Annotated in this window: 18 protein-coding genes; 9 read left to right on the top strand and 9 right to left on the bottom strand. The window is 70.3% G+C overall.

Annotated features, from left to right (window positions below; genetic code table 11):
• The 5 genes from AC5WRL_RS09555 to AC5WRL_RS09535 form a co-directional block, all read right to left on the bottom strand.
• Complete coding sequence (locus tag AC5WRL_RS09555) at positions 1-405, bottom strand: roadblock/LC7 domain-containing protein (protein WP_496087934.1); 405 nt, start codon at positions 403-405, stop codon at positions 1-3.
• 6 nt (positions 406-411) lie between these two features.
• Positions 412-1938 (bottom strand): ATP-binding protein, encoded by a 1527-nt coding sequence (locus tag AC5WRL_RS09550; protein WP_496087933.1) that lies wholly within the window; start codon positions 1936-1938, stop codon positions 412-414.
• A 257-nt stretch (positions 1939-2195) separates the two neighbouring features.
• Entirely contained in the window at positions 2196-3779 is a 1584-nt protein-coding gene (locus tag AC5WRL_RS09545; RefSeq protein ID WP_496087932.1) for an acyl-CoA mutase large subunit family protein, read from the bottom strand.
• A 223-nt stretch (positions 3780-4002) separates the two neighbouring features.
• Positions 4003-4686: an RNA polymerase sigma factor gene (locus AC5WRL_RS09540; RefSeq protein WP_496087931.1), complete on the bottom strand. Its 684-nt coding sequence runs from the start codon at positions 4684-4686 to the stop codon at positions 4003-4005.
• A gap of 446 nt (positions 4687-5132) precedes the next feature.
• Positions 5133-6743: a beta-N-acetylhexosaminidase gene (locus tag AC5WRL_RS09535; protein WP_496087930.1), complete on the bottom strand. Its 1611-nt coding sequence runs from the start codon at positions 6741-6743 to the stop codon at positions 5133-5135.
• Between the two features lie 213 nt (positions 6744-6956).
• Here AC5WRL_RS09535 and sdhC point away from each other — a divergent pair, with 213 nt between their 5' ends.
• From sdhC to AC5WRL_RS09515, 4 genes are read left to right on the top strand one after another with little or no spacing between them, the layout of a single operon-like run.
• Positions 6957-7337 (top strand): succinate dehydrogenase, cytochrome b556 subunit, encoded by a 381-nt coding sequence (gene sdhC / locus AC5WRL_RS09530; RefSeq protein WP_496087929.1) that lies wholly within the window; start codon positions 6957-6959, stop codon positions 7335-7337.
• Between the two features lie 5 nt (positions 7338-7342).
• Entirely contained in the window at positions 7343-7828 is a 486-nt protein-coding gene (locus tag AC5WRL_RS09525) for a succinate dehydrogenase hydrophobic membrane anchor subunit (RefSeq protein ID WP_496087928.1), read from the top strand.
• A 22-nt stretch (positions 7829-7850) separates the two neighbouring features.
• Positions 7851-9605, top strand: a complete 1755-nt coding sequence (sdhA, locus tag AC5WRL_RS09520) for a succinate dehydrogenase flavoprotein subunit (protein WP_496087927.1) — start codon at positions 7851-7853, stop codon at positions 9603-9605.
• A complete protein-coding gene (locus AC5WRL_RS09515; RefSeq protein WP_496087926.1) occupies positions 9605-10384 on the top strand; it encodes a succinate dehydrogenase iron-sulfur subunit in 780 nt (259 codons plus the stop codon). The genes sdhA and AC5WRL_RS09515 overlap by 1 nt, the downstream gene beginning before the upstream one ends.
• Positions 10385-10763: 379 nt before the next feature.
• Here AC5WRL_RS09515 and AC5WRL_RS09510 read toward each other — a convergent pair whose 3' ends face one another.
• Both AC5WRL_RS09510 and AC5WRL_RS09505 read right to left on the bottom strand, forming a co-directional pair.
• The gene (locus AC5WRL_RS09510) at positions 10764-11114 is read right to left on the bottom strand and encodes a hypothetical protein (RefSeq protein ID WP_496087925.1); all 351 of its coding nucleotides are present in this window, start codon (positions 11112-11114) and stop codon (positions 10764-10766) included.
• Positions 11111-11470 carry an ATP-binding protein gene (locus tag AC5WRL_RS09505; protein ID WP_496087924.1) on the bottom strand — a complete coding sequence of 120 codons (360 nt, stop codon included), beginning with the start codon at positions 11468-11470 and terminating at the stop codon, positions 11111-11113. Before AC5WRL_RS09505 ends, AC5WRL_RS09510 begins: the two co-directional genes overlap by 4 nt.
• Before the next feature lie 262 nt (positions 11471-11732).
• On the opposite strand from AC5WRL_RS09505, the gene AC5WRL_RS09500 reads away from it, so the two are divergent.
• From AC5WRL_RS09500 to AC5WRL_RS09490, 3 genes are read left to right on the top strand one after another with little or no spacing between them, the layout of a single operon-like run.
• On the top strand, positions 11733-12578 hold the full coding sequence (locus AC5WRL_RS09500) for a helix-turn-helix domain-containing protein (RefSeq protein WP_496087923.1): 846 nt from the start codon (positions 11733-11735) through the stop codon (positions 12576-12578).
• 14 nt (positions 12579-12592) lie between these two features.
• Positions 12593-12784 (top strand): DUF397 domain-containing protein, encoded by a 192-nt coding sequence (locus AC5WRL_RS09495; protein WP_496087922.1) that lies wholly within the window; start codon positions 12593-12595, stop codon positions 12782-12784.
• A 33-nt stretch (positions 12785-12817) separates the two neighbouring features.
• On the top strand, positions 12818-12994 hold the full coding sequence (locus AC5WRL_RS09490) for a hypothetical protein (protein ID WP_496087921.1): 177 nt from the start codon (positions 12818-12820) through the stop codon (positions 12992-12994).
• A 114-nt stretch (positions 12995-13108) separates the two neighbouring features.
• Here the strand turns inward: AC5WRL_RS09490 and AC5WRL_RS09485 are convergent, their stop codons facing one another.
• On the bottom strand, positions 13109-13696 hold the full coding sequence (locus tag AC5WRL_RS09485) for a TetR/AcrR family transcriptional regulator (RefSeq protein ID WP_496087920.1): 588 nt from the start codon (positions 13694-13696) through the stop codon (positions 13109-13111).
• Between the two features lie 72 nt (positions 13697-13768).
• Between AC5WRL_RS09485 and AC5WRL_RS09480 the strand changes: the two genes are divergently transcribed.
• Both AC5WRL_RS09480 and AC5WRL_RS09475 read left to right on the top strand, forming a co-directional pair.
• Entirely contained in the window at positions 13769-14572 is an 804-nt protein-coding gene (locus AC5WRL_RS09480; protein WP_496087919.1) for an SDR family NAD(P)-dependent oxidoreductase, read from the top strand.
• 10 nt (positions 14573-14582) lie between these two features.
• Positions 14583-15413, top strand: a complete 831-nt coding sequence (locus AC5WRL_RS09475; RefSeq protein WP_496087918.1) for a M55 family metallopeptidase — start codon at positions 14583-14585, stop codon at positions 15411-15413.
• Between the two features lie 13 nt (positions 15414-15426).
• Here AC5WRL_RS09475 and AC5WRL_RS09470 read toward each other — a convergent pair whose 3' ends face one another.
• Complete coding sequence (locus AC5WRL_RS09470) at positions 15427-16374, bottom strand: DUF5829 family protein (protein WP_496087917.1); 948 nt, start codon at positions 16372-16374, stop codon at positions 15427-15429.
• Positions 16375-16382: the final 8 nt, after the last annotated feature.

Genomic DNA, 16382 nt, shown 5'->3' with positions numbered 1-16382 from the left:
TCAGGGCTTCCGCCGGGGCGGGCTGCTCAGATTCATGGCACCGATCTTGATGATCTGGGCCTGCATCTGCTGGGCCACCAGCTTGGGGTCCACCACCGGTCCGGTGACGGCCGCGAGATGGGCGCCGCCCGCGCTGCGCATGAAGAGGAAGCCGCCCTTGAAATCGACCATCTGCTGGTTGACGGTGCCGTCCTCGTCGCCGAACTCCCGGCCCAGGCTGCGGCCCAGCGACTGGAGTCCCGAGCAGTTCGCCGACAGCCGGTCGGCGGTGTCGCGGTCGATGTCACCGGAGCTGGCGAGCAGCAGTCCGTCCGAGCTGAAGACGATCACATGTCTCACGCCGGGCACGGCGGCCACCTCGGAGATCATCCAGCCCTGCTGTTCGGGGCTTTCGACGTACGTCATGTGCGTTCAGCCTTTCGGGTGTGAGGTGTCGCCGCCCGCGAAGAAGTTCGCCATCCAGTCCCCCGCCTCTTCGGGGGTCTGCTGCGCTTCCGGCCGCGGTTCTGGCTGCGGTTCTGGCCGCGGTACGGCCTGGCTCGGTGACAGCGACTCCCCGCGGCGGGAGGAGCGCTGGGGCAGCCCGGAGGGGCGTACGGGGGGCGGCGCCGCCCCGTCCGTCGCGGGGCCGGCCTCGTCCGGGGTACGGGCGTGCCGCGGGCTGCCGCCGGAACGTTCCGGCCGGGGCTGCGGTACGGCCTGGGGCGCCGCGTCCGCTTCCGGGTCCGCCTCCGCCCCCTGGACCGGGCCCTGGTCCGGTCCCGGGCTCTGGCCTGTCGCCGGCGGGCTGGGCAGCGGCGCCAGCTCCTGGCGGACCCGCACCGGGACCGGCACCGTACCCAGCGGCTCCACGGTGGCCAGATCGTCGCGGCTGATGAGGATCACCACCCGCACCCCGCCGTACGGGGACGGCGACAGATCGACCTGGAAGCCGTGCCGGGCGGCGAACTGGCCCACCACCGCGAACCCGGTCTGCGGGATCTCCCCCACATCGGCCAGCGCGATCAGCCGCTTGCCGGAAGCGATCTCCCGCGCCCGGTCCATGCGGTACTCGTCCATGCCGAGCCCGCCGTCGTCGATCTCGATGACCGCACCGCGCTGCACGGTACGCACCATCACCGGCACCACCGTCTTGGGCGGGGAGTACTCGGTGGCGTTCGCGAGGAGTTCGGCGATCAGATGGATGAGCGGCTCGACCACCCGGGGCGCCGCGCCCACATCCTGCTCACCCGCCACCTCCACCCGCCGGTAGGCGACGATCCGGCCCGAGGCGGCGCGTACCACGTCCACCAGGGCCATCGGCTCGTCCCACTGCTGGCCCGGCCACTCGCCGCTGAGCACCTTCACGCTCTGCGCGTGCCGGGCCTGCTGGGTGGCGGCGTGGTCCACCCACATCGCCGACTGGAGGACGTCCGGGTCGTGGCCGTGCCGCTCGGAGAGCGTGGTGACGGCCGCCTGGATGCGATGCGCGGAGGTCTGCACCCGGCCGGCCAGCGCCACCATCGCCAGGCGCTGCGACTCGGAGCGGTCCGCGAGCCGCTCGCCGACCTCGGTCACCACCCGGTCGAAGGCGGCCACCGCGATATCGGGCAGCCGGGTGCGGTACTTGGCGGGCGGTACGGTCGCGCCCGCGCCCTTGAAGACCGCCGGCATCCGTACCGCCAGCAGATGGTCGCACTCCTCGCGCAGCAGCGTGGACTGCTTCTCGGTGTACGCCCGCCACTGCTTGTCCCGCCGGGCCAGCTCGGCCAGCCGCTGCGCCATCTCGGCTTCCTTGCGGGCCAGTTGGGCGGCGGTGGCGCGGTGGGCGCGCCACAGCGCCAGCAGCAGGCCCACGACCAGCAGGGAGCCCGTACCCCACACCAGCACCATCGCCCAGGGCTGCCAGCCCACGATCAGGCCGACGGGTGCGGCCAGCGTGCACGGCGTGACGGCCATGGCGACGGGCCACAGTGCCGAAGTGGACGGAGGACGTGCCATGGAGAGCCTTCACGGTCGGGCGGGAGCGGGGTCGCGGCTGCGCGCGGCGGTGCGCGGAGCTGCGAAGTCACCTTTCGTGAGCGGGTGTCAGCTGTCGGATCCTACCGACCGGCACGCTACCGTCCCACTCGGCGCGGCCGGACCGCGCACCCGCAACTTCCGTACCACTCACACCTTCTGTCACAGCGACAGCGCCGCACAGACCGCCCGCGCCCTCAGAACCGCTCCGAGGGGACGTACGCGCCCCACACCTCCCGCAGGGTGTCGCAGACCTCGCCCACCGTGGCGCGGGCCCGCAGCGCGTCCTTCATCGGGTAGAGCACGTTCGCGCTCGGGTCGCCGGCCGCCGCCCGCAGCTGCGCCAGCGCCGCGTCCACCGCCGGCTGGTCACGGCCGGCCCGCAGCGCGGCGAGCCTGGCCGCCTGCCGCTCCTCGATCGCCGGATCGACGCGCAGCGGCTCGTACGGCTCCTCCTCGGCGAGCTGGAAGCGGTTGACACCGACCACCACCCGCTCCCCCGCGTCGGTCTCCAGCGCGACCCGGTAGGCGCTGCGCTCGATCTCGGTCTTCTGGAAGCCCTCCTCGATGGCGGCGACGGCGCCGCCGCGCTCCTCGATCCGCTCCATGAGTTCCACCGCCGCGCTCTCCACGTCGTCGGTCATCGACTCCATGACGTAGGAGCCGGCGAACGGGTCGACGGTGGCGGTCACATCGGTCTCGTACGCGAGCACCTGCTGGGTACGCAGCGCGAGGCGCGCCGACTTGTCGGTGGGCAGCGCGATGGCCTCGTCGTAGGAGTTGGTGTGCAGCGACTGGGTGCCGCCGAACACCGCGCCCAGCGCCTGGACGGCCACCCGTACCAGGTTCACCTCCGGCTGCTGGGCGGTGAGCTGGACCCCGGCGGTCTGGGTGTGGAAGCGCAGCATGAGCGACTTGGGGTTGGTGGCGCCGAACTCCTCGCGCATCACCCGGGCCCAGATCCGGCGCGCGGCACGGAACTTGGCGATCTCCTCCAGGATGGTGGTGCGTGCCACGAAGAAGAACGACAGCCGGGGCGCGAAGTCGTCCACGGCCATCCCGGCGGCGACGGCGGTGCGGACGTACTCGATGCCGTCCGCGAGGGTGAAGGCGATCTCCTGCGCGGGGGTCGCGCCCGCCTCGGCCATGTGGTAGCCGGAGATGGAGATGGTGTTCCACTTGGGGAGTTCGGCCTTGCAGTAGCGGAAGATGTCGGACACCAGGCGCAGCGAGGGCTTGGGCGGGAAGATGTAGGTGCCGCGCGCGATGTACTCCTTGAGCACATCGTTCTGGATGGTGCCGGTCAGCCGCTCCGGGGAGACCCCCTGCTCCTCCGCGACCAGCTGGTAGAGCAGGAGCAGCAGCGCGGCGGGGGCGTTGATGGTCATCGAGGTGGAGACCTCGCCCAGCGGGATGCCGTCGAAGAGCACCCGCATGTCGTCGATGGAGTCGATGGCGACCCCCACCTTGCCGACCTCGCCGTGCGCGATCGGCGCGTCCGAGTCGTGCCCCATCTGGGTGGGCAGATCGAAGGCGACGGACAGGCCCATGGTGCCGTTGGCGATCAGCTGCCGATAGCGGGCGTTGGACTCGGTGGCGGTCCCGAACCCGGCGTACTGCCGCATCGTCCAGGGCCGGCCGGTGTACATGGAGGGATAGACACCACGGGTGTACGGATAGCCGCCCGGGGTGCCGAGTTTTTCGGCTGGATCCCAGCCTTTGAGAGCTTCCGGGCCGTATACCGGATCGATCGGCCTGCCCGACTCGGACTCACGCGTCATGCGACGGACTGTATCGAGCGGTGAGCGGCGCGGGGAAGGAGCGTAGGCGCGCGGGAGGCAGGGCGGCGCGGAGGGAAGTCCGGAGGAGGTCCGGCAGGAGGTCCGGAGGGGGGTGCGCGGGCGGGGCTAGGGGGAAAGCTGCTCCGCCCGCGCGATGGGCCTACCCAGAGGTACGGGGGGGACCTCGGGTCGGCCCGGGGCCGATGACCAGTCGGCCTGTCTCTTACTGCGCCGCGCGCCCCGTTTTCGTTACCGGGACCGGTACGGCGCGGGTCGCGGCGGGCGCGGGGGCCGTCGCGGGCGGCTTCGCGCGGGCCGTCACCGGCGGCGTCGCCTCGTACTCGCGGCGCTCGTCGACCAGTTGGGCGAGCCTGCGCAGCCCCCGGTGGGTGGCGGTACGTACCGCGCCCGGACGGCAGCCGAGCACCAGGGCCGCCCGCTTGGCGTCAAGACCCAGCATGGCGCGCAGCACGACGGCGCCCGCCTGCTCCCTGGGGAGGGTGGCGACCAGGTCGAAGACCCGGGAGGTGGCGACGGCCTCCATGGCGGCCTCGGCGGTGTCCACGCCCGCCGGCAGCTCGACCAGCCCGGCGTCCTCGACGCCGCACTCCTGGGGGCGGCGCCCGCGGGCCCGCAGATGGTCCAGGGCGCGGTTGCGGGCGATCCGGTGGGTCCAGCCGCGGAACCGGTCGGCGTCGCCGCTGAAGCGGGGCAGATCCCGGGATATGTGCAGCCATGCCTCGGCGGTCACATCCTCGGCGTCGGGACCGGTGACCATGGTCCTGACGTAGCCGAGTAACCGTGGATGGACCGCGTGGAAGACCTGGCGGAAGGCGCTCTCGTCGCCCTCCCGCGCCGCTTGCAGCGCGGCGGTGAGCCGGCGGTCCGCCACCGCCGTACGGTCCACCGGGCGCCGCCTCGGCTCCCGGACCTGCTCGGGTGTCCGGGCCTGCTCGTGAGCCCGGGCCGGAACCTGGGCCGGAACCTGGGCCTGAACCTGCTCGTGAAAGTGAACCTGCGCCTGCACTCCGGCCCCCCTCAGCGGCCTCCACGCCGCACTCTTCGCCGTTCTGTTTCCAGAGCTGGTAACTGTGCGCTGTGGATAACGAACGCTACGCGTCCCGCGCTGTCGAGTCCATGGCGCATCTGTACGTATCCGCTCGGTAACAGAAACCGGCCGTTGCACGCTGTACGAGATGCGGACCCGAGCCCCGCCAGGCGTGGGTCCGCCGTGGCAGCCGGGGCCTCTCCTGTGGGGGGTGGCGGCCCTGGCTGCCCTTGGGCCGTCCCGGGCGGTCGGCCCGGCGCACCCATCATGATCATCTTCTGGTCCGGGCCGAGACTAGCCCACCCTCATCCGACGCTGTCCACCCGCTGGGTGAACTCCTGCCAGCTGCCGGCGGGGGTCCCCGCGTGCCAGGTCTTCTGCGCCACGGCGGCCAGCGGGAGCCGGATGCCGTCGGCGACCTGCTCGGGGGTCTGGGCATCGGCGAGGTCGCACCAGACGGCGAACCGGGCGCCGAGCACGTGCTCCGGGCCGCCGTCACCGTCCGGCAGCGGGCTGGAGCCGCGCACCACGTCGGGGGTCCACTCGTTGTAGATGGCCTCGCCGGTGGGGTAGACGAAGTCGTTGGGCTCGCCGAGCACGTAGTAGAGATAGGCGGAGTTGAGGTTGATCAGCGGGTAGCCCTGGGCGAGGTACTCCTGGGGCTCGCGGGCCCCGATCTCGCGGCCGGTCCAGTACGTGACCTGGCGTTCCTTGTCGGGCTGCACCTTGCCGCCGGCGTGCATGCCGTCGTTCCACACCTGCGGGGTCTTGCCGGCGTCGCGGGCGGTGGCGGCGCGGTCGTTGATCCAGCCGGTGGCCAGGTCGCGCACCGTCGCCCCGGCCCCGTACTTCTGTACCGCCGCCTGGGCGAGACCCGGGTAGGTGGCCTCGGGGTTGGACGCGAACAGCGCCGGGTATTCGTCGCCGCCGATGTGGAAGTACGGGCCGGGGAAGAGGTCCGCGTACTCGCGCAGCAGGTCGTCGATGAGGGGGCCGGCGTCCGGGTTGGAGATGTCGATGGCGCCCTGCGAGACCGTGCCGTCGGCGCGCTTGAGCTGGAGCTCGGGGTGGGCGGCGAGGACCGCGCCGAGGTGGCCCGGGGAGTCGATCTCGGGGATGACGGTGATGTGCAGGGAGTCGGCCAGTTCCAGGATCGAGGTGACCTCGGCCTTGGTGAGGTGCTCCTGGGAGACCACCTCGGGGTGGCTCTCGCTCTCGACGCGGAAGCCCTGGTCGTCGCTGAAGTGCAGGTGGAACTCGTTGAGTTTGAGGTCGGCCAGCTCACGCAGCCGGTTCTCGATCCAGTCGGCGGTGTAGAACTTCCGGGCGGTGTCGACCAGCAGGCCGCGCTGGGCGCGGTCGGGGGCGTCGTGGACGGTGCCCTCGGGGAGGCCGCCGTCCGCGCGGAAGGACTGGAGGAGGGTGCGGGTGCCGTAGAAGGCGCCGGCGCCGGTCTCGGCGGTGATCGTGACCTGGTGATCACGGGTGGTGAGGGAATATCCCTCGGGCCCCGTTCCTGCGTTCGGGTCAATGGTGAGGAGTACGTCGGAGGCGCGGGCGCCGCCGTCGGCGCGGTCCACGGAGAGCTCGCCGGCCAGCTGGTCGGCGGCGCCGGTGGCGTCGGAGCCGGCCTCGGTGACGACGCGGGTGGTGTCGGAGGGGGCCCAGCCGGGGCCGTCGGCGGGCTGCCAGGTGGTGACCTGGGGGACGGTCTGCGGGTCGCCGCTGGGGCCGTCGGCCAGTACCGGCTCGGTGCTGGGGGTCGGGGTGGGGGCCGCTGAGGTGTGGGTGGGGTCCGGATTGGCCGCGACGGGGCTGCCGCCGCTGGACCGCTGTGTGACGAGGAGCACCGTGGCAGCGCCTATCAGAGCCACGACGGCGACAATCGCCCATATCCGCCATACCGCGCTATTCATACACACGACGGTAGCCGGATAATCAGATGACTCACGCGAAAGGATGAGATCAATGCGCGATTGATCACACCCTAGACCCCGCGTCAGGGAAGGGGTCAACCCGTCGATACCATGGCGGGCGGCCGGTTGGACCGTACCCGGCCGGGCCCGACGGAGACCCTTGACAGACAGGAGCGCCGCCGCAGGCCCCGAATCGTTTCGGAGGGTTCTTCCGTGCCGGCAGGAACGCTGTACCGCGGCCGGGAAGGCATGTGGTCATGGGTGGCTCATCGAGTCACCGGTGTCCTGGTGTTCTTCTTCCTGTTCGTTCATGTCCTCGACACCGCACTCGTGCGCGTCTCCCCCGACGCCTACGACGACACCATCGCCGTGTACAAGACGCCGATCGTCGCCTTCATGGAATACGGACTGGTCGCCGCCGTCCTCTTCCACGCCCTCAACGGCCTGCGCGTCATCGCCGTCGACTTCTGGAACAAGGGCGCCCGCTACCAGAAGCACATGCTGTACACCGTGGTGGGCGTCTGGGTCGTGCTGATGGCCGGGGCCGCCTACCCCGTGCTCTCCCACGCCTTCCGTGAGCTGTTCGGGAGCTGATGAAAATGTCCACCGACTCCACCACCGCCTCGGGCATCACCATCGACGGCGCCGGCGACGGCCCCTACGACGTGGACCACCCCGCCCCGGTCATCGAGCCGCCCCGCGCCCGGACCGGCAAGACGCCCAAGACCACCCGCACCAACTTCGAGCTGTACGGCTGGCTGTTCATGCGGCTGTCCGGCATCCTGCTCGTCGTCCTGGTGCTCGGCCACCTGCTGATCCAGCTGGTGCTCGACGGCGGCGTCTCCAAGGTCAGCTTCGCCTTCGTGGCCGGCCGCTGGGCCTCCCCGTTCTGGCAGGCATGGGACCTCATCATGCTGTGGCTCGCCATGCTGCACGGCGCCAACGGCCTGCGGACGGTCATCAACGACTACGCGCAGCGGGACAACACCCGCTTCTGGCTGAAGATGCTGCTCTACACGGCCACCATCTTCACCGTCCTGCTGGGCACGCTGGTGATCTTCACCTTCGACCCGAACATCACCTGACCGCACCGGGGCTGACGAACACATGCAGATCCACAAGTACGACACCGTCATCGTCGGTGCGGGCGGCGCCGGAATGCGCGCGGCCATCGAGGCCACCAAGCGCAGCCGTACCGCCGTACTGACCAAGCTCTACCCCACCCGCTCCCACACCGGCGCGGCCCAGGGCGGCATGGCCGCCGCCCTCGCCAACGTCGAGGAGGACAACTGGGAGTGGCACACCTTCGACACCATCAAGGGCGGCGACTACCTGGTTGACCAGGACGCCGCCGAAATCCTGGCGAAGGAGGCCATCGACTCCGTCCTCGACCTGGAGAAGATGGGCCTGCCCTTCAACCGGACCCCCGAAGGCCGCATCGACCAGCGGCGGTTCGGCGGCCACAGCCGCAACCACGGCGAGGCGCCGGTACGCCGCTCCTGCTACGCGGCCGACCGCACCGGCCACATGATCCTCCAGACGCTGTACCAGAACTGCGTCAAGGAGGGCGTGGAGTTCTACAACGAGTTCTACGTCCTGGACCTGCTGCTCAACGAGGTCGACGGGGTCAAGAAGACCGCCGGCGTCGTCGCGTACGAACTCGCCACCGGCGAGCTGCACATCTTCCAGGCCAAGGCCGTCGTCTTCGCCTCCGGCGGCAACGGCAAGTTCTACAAGGTGTCCTCCAACGCCCACACCCTCACCGGCGACGGCCAGGCGGCGGCGTGGCGGCGCGGACTGCCCCTGGAGGACATGGAGTTCTTCCAGTTCCACCCCACCGGCATCTGGAAGATGGGCATCCTGCTCACCGAGGGCGCGCGCGGCGAGGGCGGCATCCTGCGGAACAAGGACGGCGAGCGCTTCATGGAGAAGTACGCGCCGGTGATGAAGGACCTGGCGTCGCGCGACGTCGTGTCCCGGTCGATCTACACCGAGATCCGGGAAGGCCGCGGCTGCGGCCCCGACGGCGACCACGTGTACCTGGACCTCACCCACCTGCCGCCGGAGCAGCTGGACGCCAAGCTGCCCGACATCACCGAGTTCGCGCGCACCTACCTGGGCATCGAGCCGTACACCGACCCGATCCCGATCCAGCCCACCGCGCACTACGCCATGGGCGGCATCCCCACCAATGTGGCGGGCGAGGTCCTGTCCAACAACACCGACGTGGTCCCCGGCCTGTACGCGGCCGGCGAGGTCGCCTGCGTATCGGTGCACGGCGCCAACCGGCTGGGCACCAACTCGCTGCTGGACATCAACGTCTTCGGCCGCCGGGCCGGCATCGCCGCCGCCGAGTACGCGGCGACCGCCGACTTCGTGGACCTCCCGGAGAACCCCGAGGTGTTCGTGTCGTCCGAGGTGGAGCGGATGCGCGAGTCCACGGGCACGGAGCGCGTCACCGACATCCGGCGCGAACTCCAGGAGACCATGGACAAGAACGCCATGGTCTTCCGCACCGAGCAAACGCTCAAGGAAGCCGTCGAGACCATCGCGGTCCTGCGCGAGCGCTACAAGAACGTCTCGGTCCAGGACAAGGGCAAGCGGTTCAACACCGACCTGCTGGAGGCCCTGGAGCTGGGCAACCTCCTGGAACTCGCCGAGGTCCTGGCCGTCTCCGCACTGGCCCGCAAGGAGTCCCGCGGCGGCCACTACCGGGAGGACTACCCCACCCGCGACGACGTCAACTTCATGCGGCACACGATGGCTTACCGCGAGGTCGACGCCGAGGGCAATGAGTCGATCCGGCTGGACTACAAGCCGGTCGTCGTCACCCGCTACCAGCCGATGGAGCGTAAGTACTGATGGCCACCCCGACACTGGACAAGGTCTCCTCCCCCGGGCAGGACGCCAGTCACCTCGTCACCGTCACCTTCCGGATCCGCCGCTTCAACCCGGAGATCTCGGCCGAGGCGTCCTGGCAGGACTTCGAGATCCGCATCGATCCCAAGGAGCGCGTCCTGGACGCCCTCCACCAGATCAAGTGGGAGGTGGACGGCACCCTCACCTTCCGCCGGTCCTGCGCCCACGGCATCTGCGGCTCGGACGCGATGCGCATCAACGGCCGCAACCGGCTGGCCTGCAAGACCCTGATCAAGGACATCACCGAGATCAAGGAGGGCGTCGCCACCAAGCCGATCCTGGTCGAGGCCATCAAGGGTCTGACGGTGCTGAAGGACCTCGTGGTCGACATGGACCCGTTCTTCCAGGCGTACCGCGACGTGATGCCGTTCCTGATCACCACCGGCAACGAGCCCACCCGCGAGCGGCTCCAGTCGGCGGAGGACCGCGAGCGGTTCGACGACACCACCAAGTGCATCCTGTGCGCGGCGTGCACGTCCTCGTGCCCGGTCTTCTGGAACGACGGCCAGTACTTCGGCCCGGCGGCGATCGTCAACGCCCACCGCTTCATCTTCGACTCGCGGGACGAGGGCGGCGAGCAGCGCCTGGAGATCCTGAACGACCGCGATGGTGTGTGGCGCTGCCGCACCACCTTCAACTGCACGGACGCCTGTCCGCGCGGCATCGAGGTCACCAAGGCGATCCAGGAAGTGAAGAAGGCCCTGATCACCCGCCGCTTCTGAGCGGAACCCGCATTGCGGTACGAGCCGAACCAGCGCTGCCGCACGGCGAGAGCGGCCTGAACCTGCGGAAGGGTCGCCGGCCGCAGCGCGCCCGGCGGCGCATGAAACGGCAGCCCATCGGCGACGGCCTGCAACCGAACCAGCCGATCCTCCCGCGCCAGCACCACCCCCACCCGCCGCTGCTTGCGACACCACAGCAGGCTCCCGGCGGCGTAGAGCCGTCCGCTCCCGGCGAGGCTCCGCACCAGCCGGTCGGCGGCAGCCACGGAAAGTGCGACGGTGACGATCTGCCGCCCCGGCGGTCCCACGAAGGACACCCGCGCCCCGGCGACAAGATCACCGAGCGCCCGCGCGACCACCGCCACCGGTACCGCCCTCCTCACCGCGCCCCCAACCAGAGCCCGGCGGCAACGGAGGTGAGCGACAGCACCCCGGCGATGGTGACGGCGGCAACGGAGTTGATCGCGGTGTCGTACCGCCGCTCAAGTGTGGAACTCCCCGAGGTGTACCCGGTGGGCCCACACGGCTCCGGCTCGGCACCCCGCACCCACCGCGCCAGCCGCACCGCGCACGGCTCACACGCGTTGAACGGCCGGCTCCGCCCGAACCCCACCACCGGCCCCAGCCACATCACCCGCACCCCGACCCGCCCGCACATCAGACACTCCCCCTCCTCCGCCCACCCGGAGATCACATCGGCCTGCACCCACACCTGCGTCACCCGGTTCACAGCGCACACCGAAACCAAACGATCTTCCCGGCACACCGCCGAGTCCGCTCGCACCCGAAGGCATCGGCCATCTCCCGCAACATGAACAACCCCCGCCCACCCTCGGCGTCCCAGTCCGGCACCTGGTCCACAACAGGCAACCGCCGCGACCGGTCAAACACCTGCACCGTCACCTCCACCCCGATCCGCGTCATCCGCAGATAACAGCGCGGATTGTCCACGTGCTTGACCACATTGCTCAGCAACTCGGAGACCCCCAACCGCACCAACTCGACGGCCGACGACGACGCCCCCCACATCCGCAACACCTCGGCAGCAACGGCACGCCAGTGCTCGATCTCTATGGGGTGAGCCATCACGGACTGTCCATACACGCTCTGGCCGTACGCGGCCCGCACCAGATTTCTCAACGCACCTCCAGTTGCCATGGAGCGGGCTGAGCGCGGGGCGATGGCTAACACCAGGCAGCACGCATGGCCCTGACGCCGTGTTATTCGGCGACTACAGGAACGGTAGACTTGCCCGTGGCCGATTGGCAAGTGGGCGATCTGCACATGTGCAGATCGATAGGATGGCTACAGTGGCCACCGACGCTGACCGACATGGCAGGGAGGACGCATGCCCAGTACATTCCGCAGCCGCAGGCTCGGGGTAGATCTCCGGGAGCTCCGTGAGAAGTCGAAGCTCGGCGCCGAGGCGGTGGCGAAGGAGATGGGATTCTCCCGGCCGAAGCTCAGCCGCATAGAGGCGGGCGAAGTTCGCGTCTCGCAGAACGACATGAAGGCCCTGCTGAGCCTGTACGGGGTTGATGACGAGCAACAGCGAAACGACTATGTCCAGGCAGCGCGAGACGCACACAAGTCCGGCTGGTGGCAGGCGTTTCAGGACACTCTGCCGCGCAGTTACGCCGACTACATCGCGCTGGAGTCCGAAGCCGTCGAGATCAAGAACTTCGAACCGATCCTGGTCCCGGGCCTGCTCCAGACCGAGGCATACATGCGGGCGGTCATCCTCGCCAACCCCGCGATCCTCCCCCTGGCCGACGTTGATCGGCTGGTCAACGTCCTGCGTGAACGCCAGGCCCTCCTGACGAGTGAACGTCCGCCCCGGATGTGGGTGATCGTCGGCGAATCAGCCATCCGCCAGACCATCGGCGGCCCGGCCGTCATGCGGGAGCAGCTTGCCGCCCTCGAATCGTCGGCGAAGGACCAGCACACCGTGATCCAAGTGCTTCCCCACAGCGCGGGAGCGCACACAGGACTGGCGGGAGCCTTCGTAATCTTCAGTCTGCCCCGCGACCCCGACGTGGTCTGCGTGGAGAATATGACGGGGACGCTCTACATGGACCGTCCCGGGGAACAACAGAGCTACAACGAGGCGTACAACCACTTGAGAGCAGCAGCGTTGAACCCCGCCGACTCGCTCGCATTGATTCAGCGGGTCGCACAGGAGATGCGAGAGTAGAGGAAGAGCAAGCGATGATATCCCGAGACATCATCGGGCCATGGCGGACAAGCAGTTACAGCGCTGGCAACGGAAACTGCGTCGAGGTCGCCGCGACCCCGAACGCCTCGGCGGTGGCGGTCCGGGACACCAAGGACCGGACCGCGCCGGCCGCCCTCATCTCCGGCCCGGCCTGGACCGCGTTCGTCAACCACCTCAAGCGCTGATCGGCCACTGATCGAGGAAGCTTCGTTCGGTGGGTGGCGAGGTTGCTCCTGGTGGAGATGGCGAGTGCGGGTTACGGCGGCACGGCCGGTCCTGGTGCCCGCCGGGATGTGACCGCTGACGCGCTGGCCGCGCCGGCGGCCGAGTTCCTTGGCGAAGGGCCGGACAGCGGGCCGGCCCGTGGCTTCGTCGTCCCGCCCAACGGCGGGTAGCCACCGGCCGGCTGCCCTCATCCGCGCCCCCGCCGGGTCCGGGGTTGATCCGGTGGGCGGGGGCGGCTCCGAGGGGCTGGTTTCCCCATGCCCGGCGCGGGCGCGCTCCGTGTTCTAGGCGCGGAGGGTGGCGACCGCCTCGTCGAAGAGGCGCTCGGGGTCGTCGGCTCCGCCCGAGCGGTACCACGCGTCGAGGGCGGCGTCGAGACAGGCCAGCGCGGCGGCGACGAAGGCCAGGGCGCGGGGATCCGGGGTCGGGGTGGCGGGCAGGCCGAGGCGGCGCTGTACGTCGGGGGCGAGCAGTTCCTGCCAGCGCAGGTGTTTCTCCAGATGCCTGGCGCGCAGGGAGGGCGCCTCGTGCTGGATGCGGGCGAGGATCAGCTGTTCCTCCAGGGTGCCCGCCTTCTGCTGGAGCACCAGGAACGCCTCCTTGATGGCGGTCCACGCCGACTCGTCGGCCGGACGGGCTTCCAGCGCGGCTCGCACCGACTCCCCCAGCGCCTCGGTGTCGCCCAGGACGACGTCTTCCTTGCTGCCGAAGTAGTGGAAGAACGAACGGCGGGAAATGCCGACCGCGGCGGTGATCTGGTCGATCGTCGTCGCCTCGAAGCCGTTCTCCGCGAAGAGCCGTACCGCGCTGGCGGTGATTTCCATGCGAGCCGCGCGGCGCGCGCGCTCGCGGAGCGTGGGGGTGTCGGCCATGCACTCAGTCTAGATCTCTGCATCGAATGCATTGTCTTGCACTGAGTGCAAGGTATTGCGTACGGTGCAGCCATGACTCCGATCAGCTTCTCCGGGCAGACCACGATCGTCACTGGTGCCAGCTCCGGCATCGGTGCCGCCTTCGCCCGCGAACTCGCCCGCCGCGGTTCCGACGTCGTCCTCGTCGCCCGGCGGCAGGACCGCCTGGAAGAACTCGCCTCCGAACTGCGGACGCGGCACGGCGTGCGTGCCACCGCGATACCCCTCGACCTGAGTGAGCCGGGCGCGGGCCGGCGGCTGGCCGCCGAGCTGGCCCGGCGGGACATCACGGTGGACGGGCTGGTGAACAACGCCGGTTTCGGTACCGACGGCCCCTTCCACGAGGAGGACCCGGACCGCCTCACCGACGAGATGAACGTCAATGTCGCCAACCTCGTCGATCTCACCCGCGCGTTCATCGGACCGCTCCGCGACTCCGGCCGGGGCGTACTCGTGAACGTCGCGAGCATGGCGGCGTACACCCCCATGCCGGCGATGGCGGTCTACGGCGCCTGCAAGGCGTTCGTCCTCAGCTTCACCGAGGCGCTGTGGCACGAGTCGCGCGGTACCGGCCTGCGGGTGCTGTCGCTCGCCCCTGGCCTCACCCGCACCGAGTTCTTCGACGGCCTGGGCAGCGGCGCCCACCAGGGTTCGTACGAGACCCCCGAACAGGTGGTCGCGACCGCGATGCGCGCGCTCGACCGCGGCCGGCGACCGAGCGTGCAGTCGGGCCGCCTGAACGCGCTCGTGGTGAGGCTGCCCCGTTTCACCACCCGCCGACGTGCGGTCCTGCTCAGCGGGGCGATCTCGGCCCGGTCCTCCGGGGCCGGGGCGTAGGGTCGGGCGGGTGACCAAGGTACTGATCTCTGTGGACATGGAAGGCGTCTCGGGGGTCGTGCACGCCTCCGAGACGCACACGGACGGCTACGACTACACGCGGGCCCGTACGACGATGACGGCCGAGGTCAACGCCGTGATCGACGGGGTACTGGAGGGCGAGCCCGGCGCGGAGGTGTGGGTGGCCGACGCGCACGGGTCGTTCCGCAATCTGCTGCCGGAGGAACTCGACCGGCGGGCGCGGCTGGTGCGGGGGAAGCCGCGGCCGTTCGGGATGCTGGGTGGAATCGATGCGCAGACCGATGCCGCGCTGTTCGTGGGGTATCACGCGCGGGCCGGGGCTGGTCCCGCCGTGCTCGCGCACACCATGAACGGCATCATCCTCGACGTACGGGTGGCGGGGCGTTCCCTCGGGGAGATCGGGCTGAACGCCGCCATGGCCGGGCACTTCGGGGTGCCGGTGGTGCTGCTCAGCGGTGACGACGTGGCCTGCGCCGAGGTGCGTGAGCTGGTGCCCGAGACCGTCACCGTCGAGGTGAAGCGGGCGCTGGCGCAGGGGGCGGCCGTCGCGCTGCATCCGCAGGAGGCGCGGGAGCGGCTGCGGGCCGCCGCCGCCGGGGCCGTGGCGCGGCGGGAGGGGGTGGCGCCGTTCACCGTGCCGGGGCCGGTCGAGGTCGAGATCGATCTGGCCCGGGCGTACGTCGTGGACCTGGCCATGCTGGTGCCGGGCGTCTCGCGGGTCGGCGGCGGCCGTACGATCGCGTACTCCGCCGCCGACTACGCCGACGCGTACCGGCTGGCGCTGCTGGTCGCCCAGCTCGGCAACATCACGCCCGCCTAGCGCCGCTCCCCGGTTACGGGCGGGGCTGGAACTCCCACACGGCCTGGTTCCTGGGGCCGATGTAGAGGGTGGAGCGGCCGATCTCCACCGTGAACCGGTCGAGGGTCGGCCCGTTCATCGACATGGTGATGCTGCGCAGGCCGGCCTCCTCGCGCGGCACCGGGTCCAGCTGGATCCGGGTGAGGCCGTCGTCCACCACGACCCCGCCGTTCGCCAGGGTCTGGATGTCGTAGCCGCCCGCCTCCAGCAGCGGGATGGTGATGGCCAGGTCCGCGGCCGGCACCCCGAGGTGGATGCCGGTCACGTCGCGCATCATGCGGCTCTGGTACGTGTCGGGGAGGTAGCGGTTCCGGCTGACGTCGCCGGGGTACGCCTCGGGGCCGGTGTTGCCGCGCGGGTCGGCGAAGTACTCGGGGAGGTACTCCAGCGCGAACGGGTCGAACGCCTCGTAATCGCCGTGGAAGGTGCGGACGGTGTCGAACCACGGCACCCGGACGCCGTCGCCGAAGTCCCGGGTCTGGCGGTAGTGGGCCGGGTTCGCGATCCGCTCGGTGACGGTGGCGAGATCGCCGGCGTTCTCGGTGGACAGGGCCAGGCCGGCGGAGCCGAACTCGGCGTCCGGGCCGGGGAGGTCGTCCTCGCCGAAGAACTCGATGTAGGTCTCGCGGCCGTAGAGGTAGCGGCCGGTCCAGCTGAAGCTGCCGCCGGTGGTGGTGCGGACCTCGAAGTTGGCGAATCTCTGGAGGTAGTCGGAGTGTTCGATGGCGTCGGCCGTCTCGCGGTCGATCACGGCGTAGGCGTGGTTGTAGTGGAGCAGTTGCTCCTCGGCCGCCGCTCGTGCGTCGGTCTGCGCGCCGGCCTGGGCGCCGGCCTGGGCGCCGGCCTGGGCCGTCCCGGTGAAGGCGACCGTAGCGGTGAGGGCAAGGCCCAGCGTGGCCTGCAACATCCTGCGAACTGACATGTTCGCGA

The sequence above is a fragment of the Streptomyces sp. NTD107 genome (assembly GCF_059510435.1).
The sequence above is the reverse complement of the archived record's forward strand: the minus strand, read 5'-3'. Positions and strand labels throughout refer to the sequence as shown.

Coding starts and splice junctions, on each gene's coding strand:
- sdhA (WP_496087927.1), top strand. CDS start 7,851: ATGCAGATCCACAAGTACGACACCGTCATCGTCGGTGCGGGCGGCGCC.
- AC5WRL_RS09470 (WP_496087917.1), bottom strand. CDS start 16,374: ATGTCAGTTCGCAGGATGTTGCAGGCCACGCTGGGCCTTGCCCTCACC.
- AC5WRL_RS09505 (WP_496087924.1), bottom strand. CDS start 11,470: ATGGCTCACCCCATAGAGATCGAGCACTGGCGTGCCGTTGCTGCCGAG.
- AC5WRL_RS09500 (WP_496087923.1), top strand. CDS start 11,733: ATGCCCAGTACATTCCGCAGCCGCAGGCTCGGGGTAGATCTCCGGGAG.
- AC5WRL_RS09515 (WP_496087926.1), top strand. CDS start 9,605: ATGGCCACCCCGACACTGGACAAGGTCTCCTCCCCCGGGCAGGACGCC.
- AC5WRL_RS09545 (WP_496087932.1), bottom strand. CDS start 3,779: ATGACGCGTGAGTCCGAGTCGGGCAGGCCGATCGATCCGGTATACGGC.
- AC5WRL_RS09495 (WP_496087922.1), top strand. CDS start 12,593: ATGATATCCCGAGACATCATCGGGCCATGGCGGACAAGCAGTTACAGC.
- AC5WRL_RS09525 (WP_496087928.1), top strand. CDS start 7,343: ATGTCCACCGACTCCACCACCGCCTCGGGCATCACCATCGACGGCGCC.
- AC5WRL_RS09480 (WP_496087919.1), top strand. CDS start 13,769: ATGACTCCGATCAGCTTCTCCGGGCAGACCACGATCGTCACTGGTGCC.
- AC5WRL_RS09550 (WP_496087933.1), bottom strand. CDS start 1,938: ATGGCCGTCACGCCGTGCACGCTGGCCGCACCCGTCGGCCTGATCGTG.
- AC5WRL_RS09485 (WP_496087920.1), bottom strand. CDS start 13,696: ATGGCCGACACCCCCACGCTCCGCGAGCGCGCGCGCCGCGCGGCTCGC.
- AC5WRL_RS09535 (WP_496087930.1), bottom strand. CDS start 6,743: ATGAATAGCGCGGTATGGCGGATATGGGCGATTGTCGCCGTCGTGGCT.
- AC5WRL_RS09555 (WP_496087934.1), bottom strand. CDS start 405: ATGACGTACGTCGAAAGCCCCGAACAGCAGGGCTGGATGATCTCCGAG.